The sequence below is a fragment of the Actinoplanes lobatus genome (assembly GCF_014205215.1).
Taxonomy (GTDB): Bacteria; Actinomycetota; Actinomycetes; order Mycobacteriales; family Micromonosporaceae; genus Actinoplanes; species Actinoplanes lobatus.
Window position 1 is genome coordinate 399,599 of record NZ_JACHNC010000001.1, and the last position, 16,293, is coordinate 415,891.

A 16,293-nucleotide genomic window follows, 5' to 3' on the forward strand; every position below is an offset into this window, starting at 1 on the left:
TGGGGAGTACGCCCATGGAAGCGACAGCGATGCACGTGGCCGGTGGGACCGTCGGCACACCGGTCACGATCGCCTTCTCGGTGGCCGCCGTGGCCGCCCTCGGATTCTGCGCCGCCCGGGCCCGCACCCATCTGGACCGGCCGTCGGCGCTGACGGCCGGCCTGCTGGTGGTGCTCCTGCTGGCCGCGCAACTGATCAACCATCTGCTGCCCGGCGTCCACGGGCACCTGATCGGCGGGGCGCTGGCCGCCATGCTGGTCGGACCGTGGATCGGCGCGCTCACCGTCACCACCGTGCTGATCCTGGACGGCCTGCTGTTCGGTGACGACCTGAGCACCCTCGGCCTGAACGTCCTCAACCTGGCGATCCTCGGCACGGCTTTCGCGTATCTGCTGGTCGCCGCCCTGCTGCGGGGACTGCCGCGGAACCCGGACGGGCTGGCCACCATCGCGCTGACCACCGCCATGGTCAGCGCCGGGGCGGCCGCAGCGGGCGCCGGCCTCCAGTACGCCCTCGGCGGCGACCCGCCGCTGACCGGGCTGACCGGCCAGATGGTCGGCACCCAGGTGCTGATCGGCATCGGCGAGGGGCTGATCACCGCGGCCGCGGTGGTCGCGGTCGCCCGGTTCCGGCCCGCCCTGGTCCACGCCGTGACCGGCCCCCGGGTCAAGCGGACACCGCCCCCGGCCCTGGCCGCCGTCGCCGACGAGCCGGAGAGTCTCTACCGCGTCGTCCGCCGCCGCGGCCACACCGCCTACTGAGGCAGGGTCATGCGGGGGCGGAGCATCGTGGGCGGCGCGGTGTCCAGCGCCGCGGGCAGGGAGAGGATGAAGCAGGATCCGCCGTCCGGGTTGTCGGTCGCGGTGATCGTGCCGTGGTGACGTTCGACGATGCGTTTGCAGATCGCCAGGCCCAGGCCGGTGCCGTGGTACCCGCCGTCGCAGTGGGCGCGGTGGAAATTGCCGAAGATGGCGTCGTGCTGCCCCTTCGGGATGCCGATGCCGTTGTCCGCGATACGGATCTCGACCATGTTCCCGTCGCGGTGGGCGGTGATGGTCAGCGCCGGCCTGTTTCCGGCGGCGGTGTACTTGATCGCGTTTCCGATCAGGTTGTCCAGCAGCTGACGTAGCAGCACCGGATCGACCTGCACCGGTGGCAACTCGCCGATGGTGAACCGGGGCTCGAGCGCACCGACGGCGCCGGCCGCGTCCGTGCGCGCTTCGGCGATGTCGGCGACGACCGCGGCCAGGTCCACGGGCGCCGGGGCGAGGGCCGCCTCACGGGCCGTGGCGTACGCGAGCAGGCCGTCGATGAGTCCCCGCATCCGTGCCGCGGCCCGCCCCGACCGGGTCAGGTCGGTGCGCGCCTGGTCCAGGCTGGGATGGGCGGGCAGGTCCGACAGCGCGTCGGCCGCGGCGGTGGTCCAGCCGTCGACGCTGGCCAGGGGGTTGAGCAGGTCGTGAGCGACAACGCCGGCGAAGTTGGTCAGTTCGTCGCGGTGCCGTCGTTCGGCGGTCACGTCGTGCAGGAGCACGACCGTGCTGCGGGTGCCGTCGCGGCGGAGCAGCGGTGTGGCGGTGGTCCGCACGATGCGGCCGTCGGGTAGACCGGGTCTGCGGATCAGGGCGTCCCGTTCCGGTACATCCTGCCTGGCGAGGGCGCGCAGACTGCCGAGATCGTCGTCGCCGTACCGGGTGCCGTCGAGGCGGAACAGGCCGAAGCGGGAGCCGGGCTCCGGGTGGCCGGATCCGCCGAGCAGTTGGGTGAAGGCGGGGTTGCGCAGTGACACCCGGCCGTCGGGTTCGATCACGGCGAGGCCGTCGGCCATGGAATCGATGATCGCGGACAGCAGATCGGCGTGCGCGGCGGTGAGCATCTGTTGCGCGGCCAGCTCGGTCTTCTCCCTGGCGAGTTCCGCCTTCTCGGCGGCCAGCTCGGCCAGCAGCACGTTTCGCTCGTCGCGTGCCAGCGCCAGAGCCAGCCCGACCACCGTGACCAGGACGAGGAAGAGCTGGACGATGATGCCCTGGGTCAGCGGGCCGGCGATGCGCGCGAACGGTCCCGTCCCGGCGAGTGTGTAGTGCACGGCGATGCCGGCGATGGCCATGTTGTGCAGAAGCAGGAACGGGGTGCTGAGCCGGATGGCCACCAGCACGGTCCAGCTCAGCAGCGGAAACGCCAGCGGCAGGTGGGCGGTGTTACCGAAACCGATCATGTAGGCACAGGTGGTGCCGACGACGATCACCACGTACTCGGCGCTCCGCCATGGCGGGGTCCCGGTCAGCGTCCGCAGGTGGTCCCGCCACCATCCGCCGGCCGAGCCGTGACGGTCACGGAGAACGGCGAGGGCCGACCCGGCGAACAACCCGGCCGAACCGACGATCAGGATGCTGGCCGTGTGCCGGGTCAGGTACAGCGTGAAATGTGACCAGTCGAGGCTGCCCTGGAAGATGCGCTCGTTGACGACCCCGAGGCCGGCGCCGCAGAGGCTCCCGCCGACCGCCGCGGCCAGGAAACCCCACAGGTCGCGCGGGCGGCGCAACGGCTCGGCGCCACCGGCGCCCCACAGGTTCGGTCCCCACCAGGACAGCAGTCGACTGAACACCATCGCCTCGGTGACGCCCGCGAGACCGAAACCCAGAGCGGCGTACGGCGCCGGGGTCGTGGTCACCGCCGTCGTGGCGAGCAGCGCCACCGGGAGCGCCACGACATCCGCCCAGCGTGCGCGGGCGCGGCGCTGGGCGCAGAACCACATCGCCGATACTCCGGCCGCGGGCCAGGCCAGGCCGACACCGCCCGGCTCGATCGCGGTCTGCCGCCCGAGAAGCACCGCGGCGGTGTAGGCGAGTGCGAACAGTGCGGTTCGCGCAAGAGAGCGCCGGTAACTCATCGCAACCGAGACCTCCAGGTCGTAACCGACCTACCTTCAGCCTTGATCGGCCGGTTACGGCATCTGCTGAGGTCGACCGCTGTCAGTGGCGGGAGACCTCGATGAGCAGGGCCTGCTCCGGGGTGAGCAGCGGGGCGGGGAGACCCACCTCGGCCAGGAAGCGGCCGGTAACCGTGGCTGAGCCGGCGGCCAGCCACGGTGGTGGGGCGTCCTGGAGGGTCCGGGGTGGGACACCGATCGGGCGGACCGTGTAGAGGCGGTCCGGGTCGAGGCCGGGCAGCCGGATCGGCGGCGGCAGGGCGGCCCGCGGCGCGCCCAGCGTGACCAGGGCGAAGACGGCGTGTGTGCGGTCCTGGGCGACGACCCCGTGCAGCAGGTGCGCCGGGTCGGGCGAGTCGGCGCGGACCACCCGGCCGGTGTGCAGCAGGGGGCGCAGACGCTTGTGCTCGGCGATCCAGGCGGCGATCCGCTCCCGCTCGGAGGCGTTGGCGGCGGTCAGGTTCCATTCGATGCCGGCGCTGCCGAACAGGGCGGTGGCCAGGCGCAGCCCGAGGGCCGAGGTGCGCCCGGTGACGTGTGCGGTGGCCGCACCCAGGTGCCCGCCCAGGTATTCCGGCGGGATCAGCACGCCGGTCCAGCGCTGGATCGACTGCCGGTCCAGCGGGTCGTTCGTGTCGGATGTCCAGAACCGGTCGACGAGTTCGAGGATGCCGAGGTCGATGCGGGCCCCGCCGGAGGCGCAGCTCTCGATCTCCACGTGCGGGAACCGGGCGCGCAGCGAAGTGAGCAGGCGGTAGAGGGCGCGGGTCTGCCGACCGGAGTGCGGGGTGAGCAGGTCCCGGTTGTGGTCCCACTTGAGGAACGCGATCGGGTACTCGGTGAGCAGCTCGGACAGCCGGTCCAGCAGGTAGTCGTGGGCCTTGGTGAGGTCGAGGACACGCTGCCATCGCCAGGTGGGGCCGGTGCCGCCGTCCAGGATCCAGTCGGGGTGGGCGGCGGCCAGGGCGGAGTCGGGGCTGATCATCTCCGGTTCGACCCAGAGGCCGAAGTCCATGCCGGCCTTCTCCACCCGGGCGATCAGCGGGTGCAGGCCGTCGGGCCAGACCTCCGCGTCGACGAACCAGTCGCCGAGGGCGCGCCGGTCGTCGCGGCGGCCGGCGAACCAGCCGTCGTCCAGCACGAACCGTTCGACACCGACGAGTGCGGCGGCGTCGACGAGGTCGCTCAGCACACCGAGGTCGTGGTCGAAGTAGACCGCCTCCCAGGTGTTGAGCACGACCGGGCGGGGCAGCCGCGCCGGGGAGTGGGCGCGGATCCACGGGTGCAGGCGATCGGAGAGGCCGTCGAGTCCCGCGTCGGAGAAGACCGCGACGAGCCAGGGCGTCTCATAGGACTCGCCGGGGGCCAGCCGGATCTCCCCCGGGCTGAGCAGCTCGCCGGCGCCCAGGACGCCGTAGCCGAGGGCACTCCGCTCGGCCCAGATCCGCTTGTCGCCGCTCCAGGCGAGGTGGACGGCCCACACCCGGCCGGCCCGGAAGCCGAAGCCGGGCTCCCCGGCGATCATCAGGAACGCGTCGTCGTGGCCGGGGCGGCCGTGCCGGCTCTCCCGGCTCCACACGCCGTGCCGCAGCGGGGCACGCTGCGGCTGCCGCTCGTGCGACCAGAGGCCGGTGAAGTCGAGGAGCTCGGCGGCGCTGTCCGGGATCGGGAGCAGCATGTCGAGGCCGGGGACCGTCAGCTCGGCGTCGCCACGGTTGGTCAGCCGGTGCCGCAGTCGCAGGACGCCCTCCGCGGACATCTCCAGCTCCGTGGATACCTCTTGCGTGGAATCGGGGCTCGAGTGCCGTACAAAAGCGGTGTTTTCGGAAGCGTGCGCATCGATGAGCCGCAGCGGACCCGCGGAGAGCGCGGGCCGGCCGGTCCATCCCTCTGCGAGGGAGGGCAGGAGAGAAAGACGCAGGGGTACGTCGATCGAACTCGGTGGCACCGCGGGCACGAAGGCGTCCCCGGCGGGGAGGTGGTCGCCCAGGCCGGGACCCCAGTGGAGGATGCGCGCGGCGGTGCCGCGGGTGTCGAGCACGAGGCTGACACCCGCGGCGCGCAGGTGGAACACGGTCACTCGGCGACCGGGATGGCCTGGGACTTCAGGTTCTCGACGGTCTTGGCCTGGGTGGTCTTGAGCGCGTCGAGCAGGGTGCCCTTGCCGGAGACGGCGGCCTTGAAGCCGTCCGACGCGGTGGCGTAGGTGCTGGTCATCGTCGGTCCCCAGACGAAGTCGGGAGCGACCTGGCCGGAGGCCGTCGCGAAGACATCGTAGATCTTCTGGCCGCCGTAGAACTCGACTCCCTGGGACAGGGCCGGGAGCGACGCGCCGGCCTTGGTCGCCGGGTAGAGCTGCGCCTCCTTGTTGAGCAGGGTCAGCGCCTCCTCGGAGGTGTTCAGCCAGAGAGCGAACTTCGCGGCCTCGTACGGGTGCTTCGAGCCCTTGAAGACGGCGGTCGACGAGCCGCCCCAGTTACCGGCGACGGTGGCGCCGGAGGTCCACTGCGGCATCGGGGCGACCGCCCACTTGCCCTTGGTGTCGGGGGCGCCGGACATGATCGAGTTGGCGCCCCACACCGCGGAGGTCCAGGTCCAGGCCTGGCCGGTGTTGTAGGCGTTGTCCCACTCGGTGGTCCACGGCGGCACGGACGAGACCAGCTTCTTGTCGATCAGGCCCTGCCAGTAGTTGGCGACCTTGGTGGTGGCCTCGTCCTGGAGGTTGACGGTCCACTTGCTGCCGTCGTTGGCGAACCAGCGGCCACCGGCCTGCCAGGCGAAGCCGGCGAACTGGTTGATGTCGCTCTGCGAGAAGTTGGTGATGTACCCACCGGCGGCCTTCACCTTCTCGGCGGCCGCGGCGTACTCGTCCCAGGTGGTCGGCACCGGGATGTTGTTCTTCTCGAACAGGTCCTTGCGGTAGAAGAGCGCCATGGGCCCGGCGTCCTGCGGGATGCCGTAGACCGAGTTCTCCTCACCGAACGTGACCTGGCCCCAGGTCCAGTCGACGAACTGGTCCTTGGCCGCGGTCACCTCGGTGCAGTCGGCCAGGTTGGTCAGGCCGTCCTGGACGCGGAAGCTGGGCAGCGCGTCGTACTCGATGTGGCCCAGGTCGGGGGCGTTGCCGGCCTTGAGCTGGTTGAAGAAGTTGGCGTAGGTGCCGCCGTTGCCGTTCGGGCCGGTCTGCACCTTGACCTGGATGTTCGGGTTCTTGTCGTTCCAGACCTTCACCACGTTCTCGATCCCGGGGATCCAGGTGGTGTAGGTCAGCGTGACGTTGCCTTCCGAAGGGGCACAGCTGGGTGAATCGGCGGCGGTTTCGGAAGATCCACCGGACGAGCAGGCACCGAGTGCGAGTGCTGAGACCAGCACGACACTGAGAGCGCGCATTTCGATCCTCATTTCTTAAGGGGGGTTACTTGATGGCGCCGGAGCCGAGGCCGTTGCGCCAGAACCGCTGCAGGAGCAGGAAGGCGATCACCAGGGGCACGATGGAGACGAGCGCACCGGTGAGCACCAGCATCCGCAGCTCGGGAAGCTGGTTGACCTGGGTGTTCCAGGTGTAGAGGCCGAGGGTGACCGGGAAGAGGCGTTCCTCGCCGAGCATGATCAGCGGGAGCAGGAAGTTGTTCCAGACCGCGACGAAGTGGAACAGGAAGATCGTCACGAGGGCCGGGAACATCAGCCGGCTGGAGATGGTGAAGAAGGTGCGGATCTCGCCGGAGCCGTCCAGACGGGACGCTTCGAGCAGCTCGTCCGGGACGCTTGCGGTGGCGTAGATCCGGGCCAGGTAGACGCCGAACGGGTTGACCAGGCTGGGCAGGAAGACCGACCAGAAGGTGTTCGTCGCCTCGAACTGGCTGAAGATCAGGAACAACGGTAGGGCGAGTGCGGTGGCCGGCACAAGGACCCCGCCCAGGACGATGTTGAAGATCGCCTCGCGGCCCCGGAAACGGTACTTGGCCAGGGCGTATCCACACATGGCGGCCAGGATCGTGCCGAGCAGCGCGGCCCCGCCGGTGTAGACGACACTGTTCAGCATCCAGCGCAGGAAGACCCCGTCCCGGTACGCGAACAGCTCCTTCAGGTTGTCGGTCAGCGCGAAGTCGGCGAACCAGAGGGGCGTGGTCGAGGTGAACTCGCTCCTGGTCTTGGACGCGGCGACGAACAGCCACCAGATCGGGACCAGGAAGTAGAAGGTCGCCGCCCCCATGATCACCATCGGTGTCACACGCTTCATTTGTCGCCTCCCCGCTGGGTGACCTTGAGGAAGGCGAACGACAGCAGGCACGTGGCCAGGGCCAGCACCACCGAGAACGCCGCGGCCAGGTTGAAGTTCGGAATGGACGAGGTGGAGTACACGGTCAGGTTCGGCGTGTACGTGCTGGTCACCGCGGAACTGAAGGTGCGGAACACCTGCGGCTCGGCCAGCAGCTGGAGGGTGCCGATGATCGAGAAGACGGTGGTCAGCACGATCGCCGGCATCACCAGTGGGATCTTGATGGACCAGGCGGTCCGGATCGCGCCGGCGCCGTCGATGCACGCCGCCTCGTACACCTCCTGCGGGATGGCCAGCAGCGAGGAGTAGATGATCAGCATGTTGTAGCCGACGTACACCCAGGTCACGACGTTCGCCATGGACCAGAGCACCAGGTCGGCGCTGAGCAGGTCGACGTTGCCGGTGACCGCGTCGAACGGGGACAGGCTGGGCGAGTAGAGGAAGCCCCACATGATCGCGGCGACCACACCGGGCACCGCGTACGGGACGAAGAACGCCAGCCGGAAGAACCGCCGCCCCTTGACCAGGCCGGAGTCCAGCAGCAGCGCCAGGAACAGGGCCAGGCCCAGCATCACCGGCACCTGCACGATGCCGAACAGCAGCACCCGGCCGATCGACTCCCAGAACGGGCCGTCACTGAAGACCCGCTGGTACTGAGTCAGGCCGCCGAACACCTCGACCGCCGGGCCGAACGTGCCGCTTCGCTCCACCTTGTACAGCGACTGTTTGATCGCGTACAGGATCGGGGCCAGGTAGAACGCGGTGAACAGCAGGCCGAACGGGAGGATGAAGAACAGCAGGGCCTTCTTCGGGGCTTTCACCGGGCCTCCTCTCGGACCACGGCCACTCCGCCGCCCTCGACGCGGAGCGACCCGCTGATCGCCTGGCCGGCGACGAGGTCGTACCCGGTGGTGGGGTGTTCGACGGGACCGGTCCCGTGGTTGATGACGAAGAGGTAGCTGCGGCCGTCCCCCGAGCGCCGGACGATCTCGACGTCGCCGGTTCTTCCACTCCGCCCGGTCGCCTCTTTGAGTAGATCGGACATATCCGTTTTAGTGGCTACGTACCATGCGACGCCGTCGCCGTATTCATTGCGGGTGATCGCCGGGACCCCGGGCAGTGGCCCGTCCACGTATTCGGCCTCGATCGAGGCCGTGGTGACCCGCAGCCGTTCCGTCCAGAGGGTGCCGGTCCCGCCGTTGCTCAGCTGGGCGGATGTTCCGGGCCCAAGCGGCGCGAACTCCTCGGCCACCACCCCGAGCAGGTCCCGGAACGCGCCGGGATAGCCGCCGAGCCGGATCCGGTCCCGTTCGTCGACGATGCCGCTGAAGAAGGTGACCACCACACGCCCGCCGGCGGCCACGTAGTCGGCGATCGCCCGCGCGTGCTCGTCCGACACCATGTAGAGGCACGGGACGACGACCAGCCGGTAGCGGCTCAGGTCGGTGCCGGGCGCGATCACGTCGGTGGTCACGCCGAGCCCGCGCAGCTCCCGGTGGGCGGCGTGCACCTGGTCGAGGTAGGTGACCGCCTGCGACGGCCGCGCCTCGCCCTCGGCCGACCACCACGAGTCCCAGCTGAACAGCAGGGCCACGTCGGCCTCGACCTCGGTGCCGGCCACCTCGCCGATCCGGTCCAGGGTCTCGGACAGTTTCAGCACCTCGCGCCAGGCGACGGTGTCGGTGCCGGCGTGCGGCAGCAGCGCCGAGTGGAACTTCTCGGCGCCCTGGGCCGACGCCCGCCACTGGAAGAAGCAGATCGAGTCGGCGCCGCGGGCCACGTGGGTCAGCGAGTTGCGGATCATCTCGCCGGGCGCCTTGGTGAGGTTGTGCGGCTGCCAGTTGACCGCGCCGGCCGCCTGCTCCATCAGCATCCACGGGCGCCCGCCGGCCAGGCCGCGGGTCAGGTCGGCGGCGAAGGACAGCTCCGCGACCGGGTCGCCGAGGCGGTGGTCCAGGTAGTGGTCGTTGGCGATCACGTCCATCTCCGGCGCCCAGGACCAGTAGTCCAGGTTGCGGATGTGGGCGGTGACCATGAAGTTCGTGGTGACCGGCGTCTCCGAGTGCGTCCTCAGGATCGAGGCCTCGGCGCGGTAGTAGCCGAGCAACTCGTCGGAGCTGAACCGGTGGAAGTCGACGATCTGGGCCGGGTTGCGCAGCGACAGCGCGAGGCGGGGCGGCTGGATCTCCGACCAGTCGCTGTACCGCTGGCTCCAGAACGAGGTGCCCCAGGCCGCATTCAGCGTCTCGATCTTCCGGTAGCGGCCGCGCAGCCAGTTCCGGAACGCCTCGGCGCTGGTCTCGCAGTAGCAGAGGGCGTTGTGGCAGCCCAGTTCGTTGGAGACGTGCCACAGGGCCAGGGCCGGGTGTTTGCCGTACCGGCGGGCGACCCGGGAGACGAGGTCCAGGGCCCGGTCCCGGAAGACCGGGGAGCTGGGACACCAGGCCTGCCGGCCACCCGGGAAGCGGGTCGTGCCGTCCTCCGCGACCGGCAGCACCTCGGGGTAGCGGCTGGTCAGCCAGGGCGGCGGGGACGAGGTCCCGGTGCCGAGGTTGAGCTTGATGCCGTTGGCGTGCAGCAGCTCGACGACCTCGTCCAGGTCGTCGAAGCGGTACTCCCCGGGGCTCGGCTCCAGGTTGGACCAGCCGAAGATGTTGACGGCCACCAGATCCACCCCGGCCTGCCGCATCAGCGCGACGTCCTCGCGCCAGACGTCCGGCGACCACTGCTCCGGGTTGTAGTCGCAGCCCAGGCTGACGCCCGGTACCGGCATGCGCACGAATTTCATAGCACTCCTGGTCAGCGGATGTGTGCACGTGCACACATTTCCGCGAACCCTCATGGCGGTTACGGATGTGTGAACGTGCACACAGTAGGACTGGCCTGCGAAGAGGTCAATAGCGGGCGGGCTACTGTTGATCGCATGTCCCGGCCCCAGCCTCAGAAACGCGCCACCGTGCACGACATCGCGGCCGCGGCCGGCGTGTCCCGGGGCACCGTGAGCCGAGTCCTGAACGGTGGTTACGTCTCCGCCGAAGCGCGTGCCGCCATCGAGGCGGCGATCACCGAGGTCGGCTACGTGCCGAACAATGCGGCACGGGCGCTGAAGATGCGCCGGTCACAGGCGGTCGCCTTCGTCGCGCTGGAGCCGCACTCGCTCTTCCTCGACGACCCCAACATCGGCTCGATCATGCTGGGCGCCAACGCGGCGCTGTCGCTGGCCGACCACCAGATGGTCAGCCTGGTCGTCGAGTCGTCACGGGACACCGAGCGGGTCGCCCGCTATCTGAGCGGCGGTTTCGTCGACGGCGCCATCGTCGTGTCCGCCCGTACCCGGGACCCGATCATCAAGGTGATCAGCGATCTCTCGCTGCCGGCCGCGTTCGTCGGCCACCCGCCCGACCTGGACCGGACCATCCCCTTCGTCGGGATAGACAACGTCGGCTCGGCCCGTGCCATCACCGAGCACCTGCTCACCGGCGGCCGCCGGCGGATCGGCATGATCGCCGCCGCGCTGGACCGGGATTCCGGCATAGACCGTCTGGCCGGGTTCCGCGCCGCCCTCGGCCCCCTCTTCGACGAGGAGCTGGTCGCCGAGGTCCCGCACTACGACTACGGCTCCGGCGTCAAGGGCATGCGCGAGCTACTGGAACGCGATCCCGGCGTGGACGGGGTCTTCGCCGCCTCGGACGCGATCGCGGCCGGCGCCCTCGAGGCGCTGCGGGAGGCCGGGCGCAGCGTTCCCGGCGACATCGGCGTGGTCGGCTTCGACGACAGCACGTGGGCGGTCCGCTGCCAGCCGCAGCTCACCACGGTGCACCAGCCGGCCAAGGAGATCGGCTCGTGCGCGGCCCAGCTGGTGCTGCGTCAACTGGGCGGCGAGCACCCCGATCCGGGCGGTCAGCTGCTGCCCACCCCGCTGGTGCTGCGCGACTCCGCCTGACCCCGCCTAGCCGAGGAAGCCGCGCCACCGATCGGCGAGGCTCGGGGGTGGCGGCGGTGGCGACATCCGGCGGGTGACCGCCGGACGGACGGAACGACCGATCGGGCGGTCGTAGTCGGCGGCCGCGATGGCGTCGACGATCTGGTCGTCGGTGTAGTCCTCGGAGCCGGGGATCGAGTCGACGAAGCCGACCAGCACGCCGTCCCGCATCACCTGGGCCTTGAGGGCGGCCGATCCGTCGTCGCCCCACAGCGCCTCGCGGCCGTCGGCCAGCACGATGCGGACGGCGTAGCCGGAGCGCCCGGCGCTCGGCAGTTTCAGATGAGCGAAAACGTCACGATCCCGGAGCCGGGTGACGACCCGGCGGGCCCTGCTCTCCTCCATGATCGAACGCTAGCGCGGGTGCCTGGAAAGCCGCTGAGGATTCGCTGGCCGGCGAGTCGCGCACGAAACATGACCTTGCGTGATAGCCCCAGGTCACATCGATGGATGTTACTACTTCTTAACAAGAATTTCACGGGATTCCCTTTCTCGGAAAGCGGGCTTACCGTGCGGTAACCGAAGCGCTTCGGTCCCCGGATCCCCACGTGGAGCATCGGAGGCCACCGATGGGTAGAGCTACCGTTCTCACCTGTCTCGTCACCTCGTCCGTCCTGAGCCTCGCCCTCGCCGCACCCGCCCAGGCGGCGAGCATCGACTACGTCGCCCTGGGCGACTCGTACTCCTCCGGCGTCGGCGCGCCCGGCCAGTCCGGCACCTGCCTGCGCAGCAACAACGCCTACGGGCCGAAGTGGGCCGCGGCCAACAGCCCGGCGTCCTTCCAGTTCCTGGCGTGCGGCGGCGCCACCACCGACGACGTCGTGCGCACCCAGGCGCCGGCCATCAACGCCGGCGCCGACCTGGTCAGCATCACCATCGGCGGCAACGACGCCGGGTTCGCGCCGACCGTCGTCACCTGCCTGACCTCCAGCGACTCGGCCTGCGCCACCAAGGTCAACGAGGGGAAGGCGTACGTCGCGAACACCCTGCCCGGCAAGCTCGACGCGGCGTACGCGGCGATCCGGGCCAAGGCGCCGGACGCCCGCGTGGTGGTGCTCTCCTACCCGCTGATCTTCGACACCGCGGCGCTGATCTGCGAGATGAGCACGGCCAAACGGCGGGCGATCAACGACGGCGCCCGGGTCCTCGACGAAATGATCCAGCAGCGCGCCGCGGCGGCCGGGTTCGTCTGGTCCGACGTGCGCGACGAGTTCACCGGGCACGGCGTGTGCTCGTCACGGCCGTGGCTCAACGGGCTGACGATCATCCCGCCGCAGAACTCGTACCACCCGAACAGCAGCGGCTACACCAGCGGATACCTGCCGGCCTTCACCGGCGCGGCGGGCTGACGCCACCGGACGGCGCCACGGGGCCTCACCACGTGAAGGTGTGGCCCCGGGCGGTGTTCACGAAGGACCGGCCGTCGCGGACGTACCGGTAGGACATCACCACCGTGTAGGTGCGGCCCCGGCGCGGGCTGGCGGCGGCCGGACCGCACCCACGGATGAAGCTCTGCCGGGTGAACCTCAGATCGCAGGTGGTGGGCCCGGCGACGGTCCGCCCGGTGGCGGCGTCACGCAGGGTCACCTCGACCCGGGCGCGGCCACCCGCCGGAGCGGTCAGCGAACCCTGGAACCGGACGTCACGGCCGGTCGAATGGCACGGGCGCGGGCCCACCGCGGTCCGGCTCGGCAGGTCGAACACCAGGCCCTGCGCGCACTGCCACGGGCCGCGCGCTCCGCCCTCCGGCAGGGGCGACCGGGCGGTGGTCCGGGCCGGGGCGGGACGCTTCGCCCGTACCGCCGCGGTCTTGGGCTGGGACGCGGGAAGCGCGACGCCCTTCGCCGCCCGGTGCTGACGCCCGGATCGGTCGGCCGGAGGGCGCGGAGCGCCGGAACGAGGCGCCGCCCGGGCGAGCGGCGGCACGCTGGGGGCGACCGCGATGGTGGGCGCCGCCTCCGGGTTCTCGTCGTCCTGCCGGTTCAGGTGCCAGGCCGTGGTGGCGATCGCGGAGACGAGCATCGCACCGACGGTCAGCGCCGCGATCGCGCCCCGCCGGGACCAGCGGCCGGCCGGAGCGTCACGCCCCGGACGGCGGCGCGGCCCGGGCACCGGCGGCTTGCGCGGACCGGCCTCCTCCGCCCGGACCTCGGGCTCCGCGGCCGGCGCCCGGGGCAGCGCGGGCGCCGAACGCAGGCTGGCGGCCAGCGCGGTCAGGTCGGTGACCAGCTCGGCGGCGCTGGGACGCAGGCGCGGCTTGCCGGAGAGGCATTCGGTCACGATCCGCCAGAGCGGATCGGGGATGCCGTCGCGGCGCTCCGGCTTCCCCTCCGCGTGCAGGCGCATCAGCTCCGGGATCGAATCGGAGCGGTACGGCGGACGGCCGCAGACCAGCTCGTAGAGCAGCACACCGAGGGCGTACACGTCGGTGGCCGCGCTCGGCGTGGTCCCGTGGAACGCCTCGGGCGCCATGTAGTGCGGCGTGCCGACCACCGCGTTCGGGGTGGTCATGCTGGGCAGCGTGAGGATCCGGGCGATGCCGAAGTCGGTGAGCCGGGTCTGGCCGTCACCGTCCAGCAGCACGTTGTCCGGTTTCAGGTCCCGGTGGATGACGCCCAGCTCGTGCGCCTCCGCCAGGGCCGCGGCGATCTGCGCGGCGAGACGGGCCGCCTCGGCGGGTGGCATCGTCCCGTCCCGGTGCAGGTGATCGCGCAGATTGCCGCCGTCCACCAGGTCCATCACCAGCGCGAGCGTCTCGCCGACGCTGAACAGGTCGCGGACCCGGACCACGTTGGGATGCCGCAGCATCAACAGGATGGTCCGCTCCTGGACGAACCGGGTGACCAGGCGCGGTTGCCGGAGCAGGCTCTCGTGGAGCAGCTTGACGGCGACCGGTTCGCTGGTGGGATGGTGCTCTCCCCGCCAGACGGTTCCGGTCGCGCCCTGTCCGATGGGGCGGATCAGGCGGTACGAGTTCCCGACGAGTTGGTCCTCAGCCACCCCGGAATACTGCACTTTGCCCGAAATTTCGGCAAGTTGGGGTCATTATCCTGACACTGGCGGTTGAGGGCCGCACAGCGAGCGGATCGCGCCCAGCAGCGTCGACCGGGTGAACGGCTTCTCCAGCAGCATGCTGTTCTCGTCCAGATGCAACTGCGGGCCCAGGGACGCCGCCGTGTACCCGGACATGTACAGCACCGGCAGATCCGGCTGATGCGTCCGCAGCGCCCCGGCCAGCTCCGGCCCGGTCATCGTCGGCATCACCACGTCGGTGATCAGCAGGTCCGGCCGTGCCCCCGAGGCCACCTCGGTGACCGCCATCAGCGCGTCGGTGGCCACCGCGATCTCGTAGCCGGCCGGTTCGATCAGCCGGCGCACCAGCTGGGCCACGTCCGGCTGGTCCTCGACGATCAGCACCCGGCCGATCACGGCGGTCCGCCGCTGACGCTCCCCCGCCGTACCGCCCCTCTGCTCGGCCGCCGGCAGGTAGATGTGCACCGTCGTACCGATCCGGGGTTGTGATTCCAGCTCGATGTACCCGCCCAGGTTGTGCACGATCCCGGCGGCGGTGGCCAGGCCCAGCCCGGCCGCGGTCGGACGGGTCGTGAAGAACGGCTCCAGCGCCCGGCGGCGGACCTCCTCGGCCATGCCGGCGCCGGTGTCGGTGACCACCAGGTGCACCAGCTTGCCGGTGGGCGCGCCCTCGGCCAGCTGCCCCGGCTCGACCACCTTGTTGGTGGCGGTCACCCGGACCATGCCGCCGTGCAGCATGGCGTCCCGGGCGTTCGCGGCCAGGTTGACCAGCGCCTGCTCCAGCGGGCCCCGCTCGGCCCGGATCGGCCACACCTCCGGGCCGAACGCCAGGTCCAGACCGATGTGCTCGCCGAGCGTCCGGCTGAACAGCGCCTGCACGTCGGTGAGCAGGTCCGGGATCGGGATCACCTCGGGACGGCCGCCCTCGCTGCGGCCGAACGCCAGCAGCTGGTGGGTGAGCGTCCGCCCGGTCCCGACCGCGTCCAGGATGTCCTTGGCCAGCTGGTAGTGCGAGGACCCCTCCTCCGCACTGGTCAGGATCATGTCCGCCGAGCCGGCCACCACGGTCATCAGGTTGTTGAAGTCGTGCGACAGCCCACCGATCAACTGGCCCAGGCTGTCCAGCCGCCGCAGATGGTCCAGCTGCCGCTTCAGGCCCCGCGCGTCGATGTGGTCGGTGGTGTCGGTGATCATGCACAGGACACCGATGAACTCGTGGTTCTCGTCCTGGACCGGCATCATGCTGATCCGTACGCTGCGCCGGGAACCGTCCGCCCGCATCAGCCGGGTCGCGCCGACCGTGGACCGGCCGGTCTTGCACTCGGCGATCCGGCGGTCCAGCTCCTTCTGCCCGACATTGTCCAGAAAGCCGCGCAGCGACACCCCGATCAGCTCGGCCCGCGGCAGGCCGAGGACCACGCCGATCGGCTCGTTGGCGTACGTGGCCACACCGTTCGGGTCCAGCTGGAGCACACCCTCCGGGATCGTCTCCAGCACCCGGCGGTACCGGTCCTCGGCCACCCGCAGCCGCTCCTGGGCGCGGGCGCTGCTCATCGCCAGCGACAGCTCACCGGCGATGTCCCGGGCCAGCTCCACCTCCGGGGTGGAGTAGAAGGCGTCCGGGGTGTGCCGGGTCAGGATCAGCAGACCCGCGTACGTGTTGTCCACGATCACCGGGATCAGCACGGCCGCGGTGATCGACAACTCGGGGTTGGCGAGCGCGGCCGCCGACTCCCCGGCCAGCACGATCGGGCGGCGGCTGGCGGCCAGTGTGGTCGAGTACTCGTCGTCGGGGGTCTGGCCGGCCCGGTTCAGCGCCAGGGCCAGCGAGGGCTGTCGTTCGTTGTCGAGATGGTGGTACGCGATCTCCTCGTACCGGCCGTCTTCACGGAGCAGTTGCACCCCCGCGCCGTCACCGATCATGTCGGCGGCGGCGCGGGCGGCCGTGGATCGGACCTCCGCCGGATCCGACGCCGCTCGGCTGAGCGCGAGGGCGAGGTCGGCAAGCGCGTACCGGAGGGGGTAAGCCATGACACCCATGCGGTAATGATTCGCGTTTCGTGAGGCCGG

Annotated in this window: 12 protein-coding genes; 3 read left to right on the top strand and 9 right to left on the bottom strand. The window is 70.6% G+C overall.

The features are described from left to right. Nucleotides 1-14 precede the first annotated feature (14 nt). On the top strand, nt 15-761 hold the full coding sequence (locus BJ964_RS01760; protein ID WP_188119020.1) for an energy-coupling factor ABC transporter permease: 747 nt from the start codon (nt 15-17) through the stop codon (nt 759-761). On the opposite strand, the gene BJ964_RS01765 is transcribed toward BJ964_RS01760, so the two are convergent. The 6 genes from BJ964_RS01765 to BJ964_RS01790 all read right to left on the bottom strand — a co-directional run bounded on the left by BJ964_RS01765 (nt 755) and on the right by BJ964_RS01790 (nt 9,996). Continuing rightward, on the bottom strand, nt 755-2,890 hold the full coding sequence (locus BJ964_RS01765) for an ATP-binding protein (protein ID WP_188119021.1): 2,136 nt from the start codon (nt 2,888-2,890) through the stop codon (nt 755-757). The genes BJ964_RS01760 and BJ964_RS01765 overlap by 7 nt on opposite strands. A gap of 82 nt (nt 2,891-2,972) precedes the next feature. Continuing rightward, a complete protein-coding gene (locus BJ964_RS01770) occupies nt 2,973-5,009 on the bottom strand; it encodes an alpha-galactosidase (RefSeq protein ID WP_188119022.1) in 2,037 nt (678 codons plus the stop codon). Continuing rightward, nucleotides 5,006-6,319, bottom strand: a complete 1,314-nt coding sequence (locus tag BJ964_RS01775) for an ABC transporter substrate-binding protein (protein WP_229806707.1) — start codon at nt 6,317-6,319, stop codon at nt 5,006-5,008. Before BJ964_RS01775 ends, BJ964_RS01770 begins: the two co-directional genes overlap by 4 nt. Nucleotides 6,320-6,344: 25 nt before the next feature. After that, complete coding sequence (locus BJ964_RS01780; RefSeq protein WP_188119024.1) at nt 6,345-7,169, bottom strand: carbohydrate ABC transporter permease; 825 nt, start codon at nt 7,167-7,169, stop codon at nt 6,345-6,347. Continuing rightward, on the bottom strand, nt 7,166-8,029 hold the full coding sequence (locus tag BJ964_RS01785; protein WP_188119025.1) for a carbohydrate ABC transporter permease: 864 nt from the start codon (nt 8,027-8,029) through the stop codon (nt 7,166-7,168). Before BJ964_RS01785 ends, BJ964_RS01780 begins: the two co-directional genes overlap by 4 nt. Continuing rightward, complete coding sequence (locus BJ964_RS01790) at nt 8,026-9,996, bottom strand: beta-galactosidase (RefSeq protein WP_188119026.1); 1,971 nt, start codon at nt 9,994-9,996, stop codon at nt 8,026-8,028. The genes BJ964_RS01785 and BJ964_RS01790 overlap by 4 nt, the downstream gene beginning before the upstream one ends. 135 nt (nt 9,997-10,131) lie before the next feature. On the opposite strand from BJ964_RS01790, the gene BJ964_RS01795 reads away from it, so the two are divergent. Next, complete coding sequence (locus tag BJ964_RS01795) at nt 10,132-11,151, top strand: LacI family DNA-binding transcriptional regulator (RefSeq protein ID WP_188119027.1); 1,020 nt, start codon at nt 10,132-10,134, stop codon at nt 11,149-11,151. 6 nt (nt 11,152-11,157) lie between these two features. Here BJ964_RS01795 and BJ964_RS01800 read toward each other — a convergent pair whose 3' ends face one another. Continuing rightward, on the bottom strand, nt 11,158-11,535 hold the full coding sequence (locus tag BJ964_RS01800) for a hypothetical protein (RefSeq protein ID WP_188119028.1): 378 nt from the start codon (nt 11,533-11,535) through the stop codon (nt 11,158-11,160). A gap of 224 nt (nt 11,536-11,759) precedes the next feature. On the opposite strand from BJ964_RS01800, the gene BJ964_RS01805 reads away from it, so the two are divergent. Then, nucleotides 11,760-12,539 carry an SGNH/GDSL hydrolase family protein gene (locus BJ964_RS01805; RefSeq protein ID WP_188119029.1) on the top strand — a complete coding sequence of 260 codons (780 nt, stop codon included), beginning with the start codon at nt 11,760-11,762 and terminating at the stop codon, nt 12,537-12,539. A 25-nt stretch (nt 12,540-12,564) separates the two neighbouring features. On the opposite strand, the gene BJ964_RS01810 is transcribed toward BJ964_RS01805, so the two are convergent. After that, nucleotides 12,565-14,190 carry a serine/threonine-protein kinase gene (locus tag BJ964_RS01810; protein WP_229806706.1) on the bottom strand — a complete coding sequence of 542 codons (1,626 nt, stop codon included), beginning with the start codon at nt 14,188-14,190 and terminating at the stop codon, nt 12,565-12,567. A gap of 45 nt (nt 14,191-14,235) precedes the next feature. Continuing rightward, complete coding sequence (locus BJ964_RS01815) at nt 14,236-16,254, bottom strand: response regulator (protein ID WP_229806705.1); 2,019 nt, start codon at nt 16,252-16,254, stop codon at nt 14,236-14,238. Nucleotides 16,255-16,293 lie beyond the last annotated feature (39 nt).

What these genes read in the sequence shown, in the direction of transcription:
- BJ964_RS01815 (WP_229806705.1), bottom strand. Translation starts at nt 16,254, where the DNA reads ATGGCTTACCCCCTCCGGTACGCGCTTGCCGACCTCGCCCTCGCGCTC.
- BJ964_RS01790 (WP_188119026.1), bottom strand. Translation starts at nt 9,996, where the DNA reads ATGAAATTCGTGCGCATGCCGGTACCGGGCGTCAGCCTGGGCTGCGAC.
- BJ964_RS01765 (WP_188119021.1), bottom strand. Translation starts at nt 2,890, where the DNA reads ATGAGTTACCGGCGCTCTCTTGCGCGAACCGCACTGTTCGCACTCGCC.
- BJ964_RS01760 (WP_188119020.1), top strand. Translation starts at nt 15, where the DNA reads ATGGAAGCGACAGCGATGCACGTGGCCGGTGGGACCGTCGGCACACCG.
- BJ964_RS01795 (WP_188119027.1), top strand. Translation starts at nt 10,132, where the DNA reads ATGTCCCGGCCCCAGCCTCAGAAACGCGCCACCGTGCACGACATCGCG.
- BJ964_RS01800 (WP_188119028.1), bottom strand. Translation starts at nt 11,535, where the DNA reads ATGGAGGAGAGCAGGGCCCGCCGGGTCGTCACCCGGCTCCGGGATCGT.
- BJ964_RS01805 (WP_188119029.1), top strand. Translation starts at nt 11,760, where the DNA reads ATGGGTAGAGCTACCGTTCTCACCTGTCTCGTCACCTCGTCCGTCCTG.
- BJ964_RS01775 (WP_229806707.1), bottom strand. Translation starts at nt 6,319, where the DNA reads ATGCGCGCTCTCAGTGTCGTGCTGGTCTCAGCACTCGCACTCGGTGCC.
- BJ964_RS01780 (WP_188119024.1), bottom strand. Translation starts at nt 7,169, where the DNA reads ATGAAGCGTGTGACACCGATGGTGATCATGGGGGCGGCGACCTTCTAC.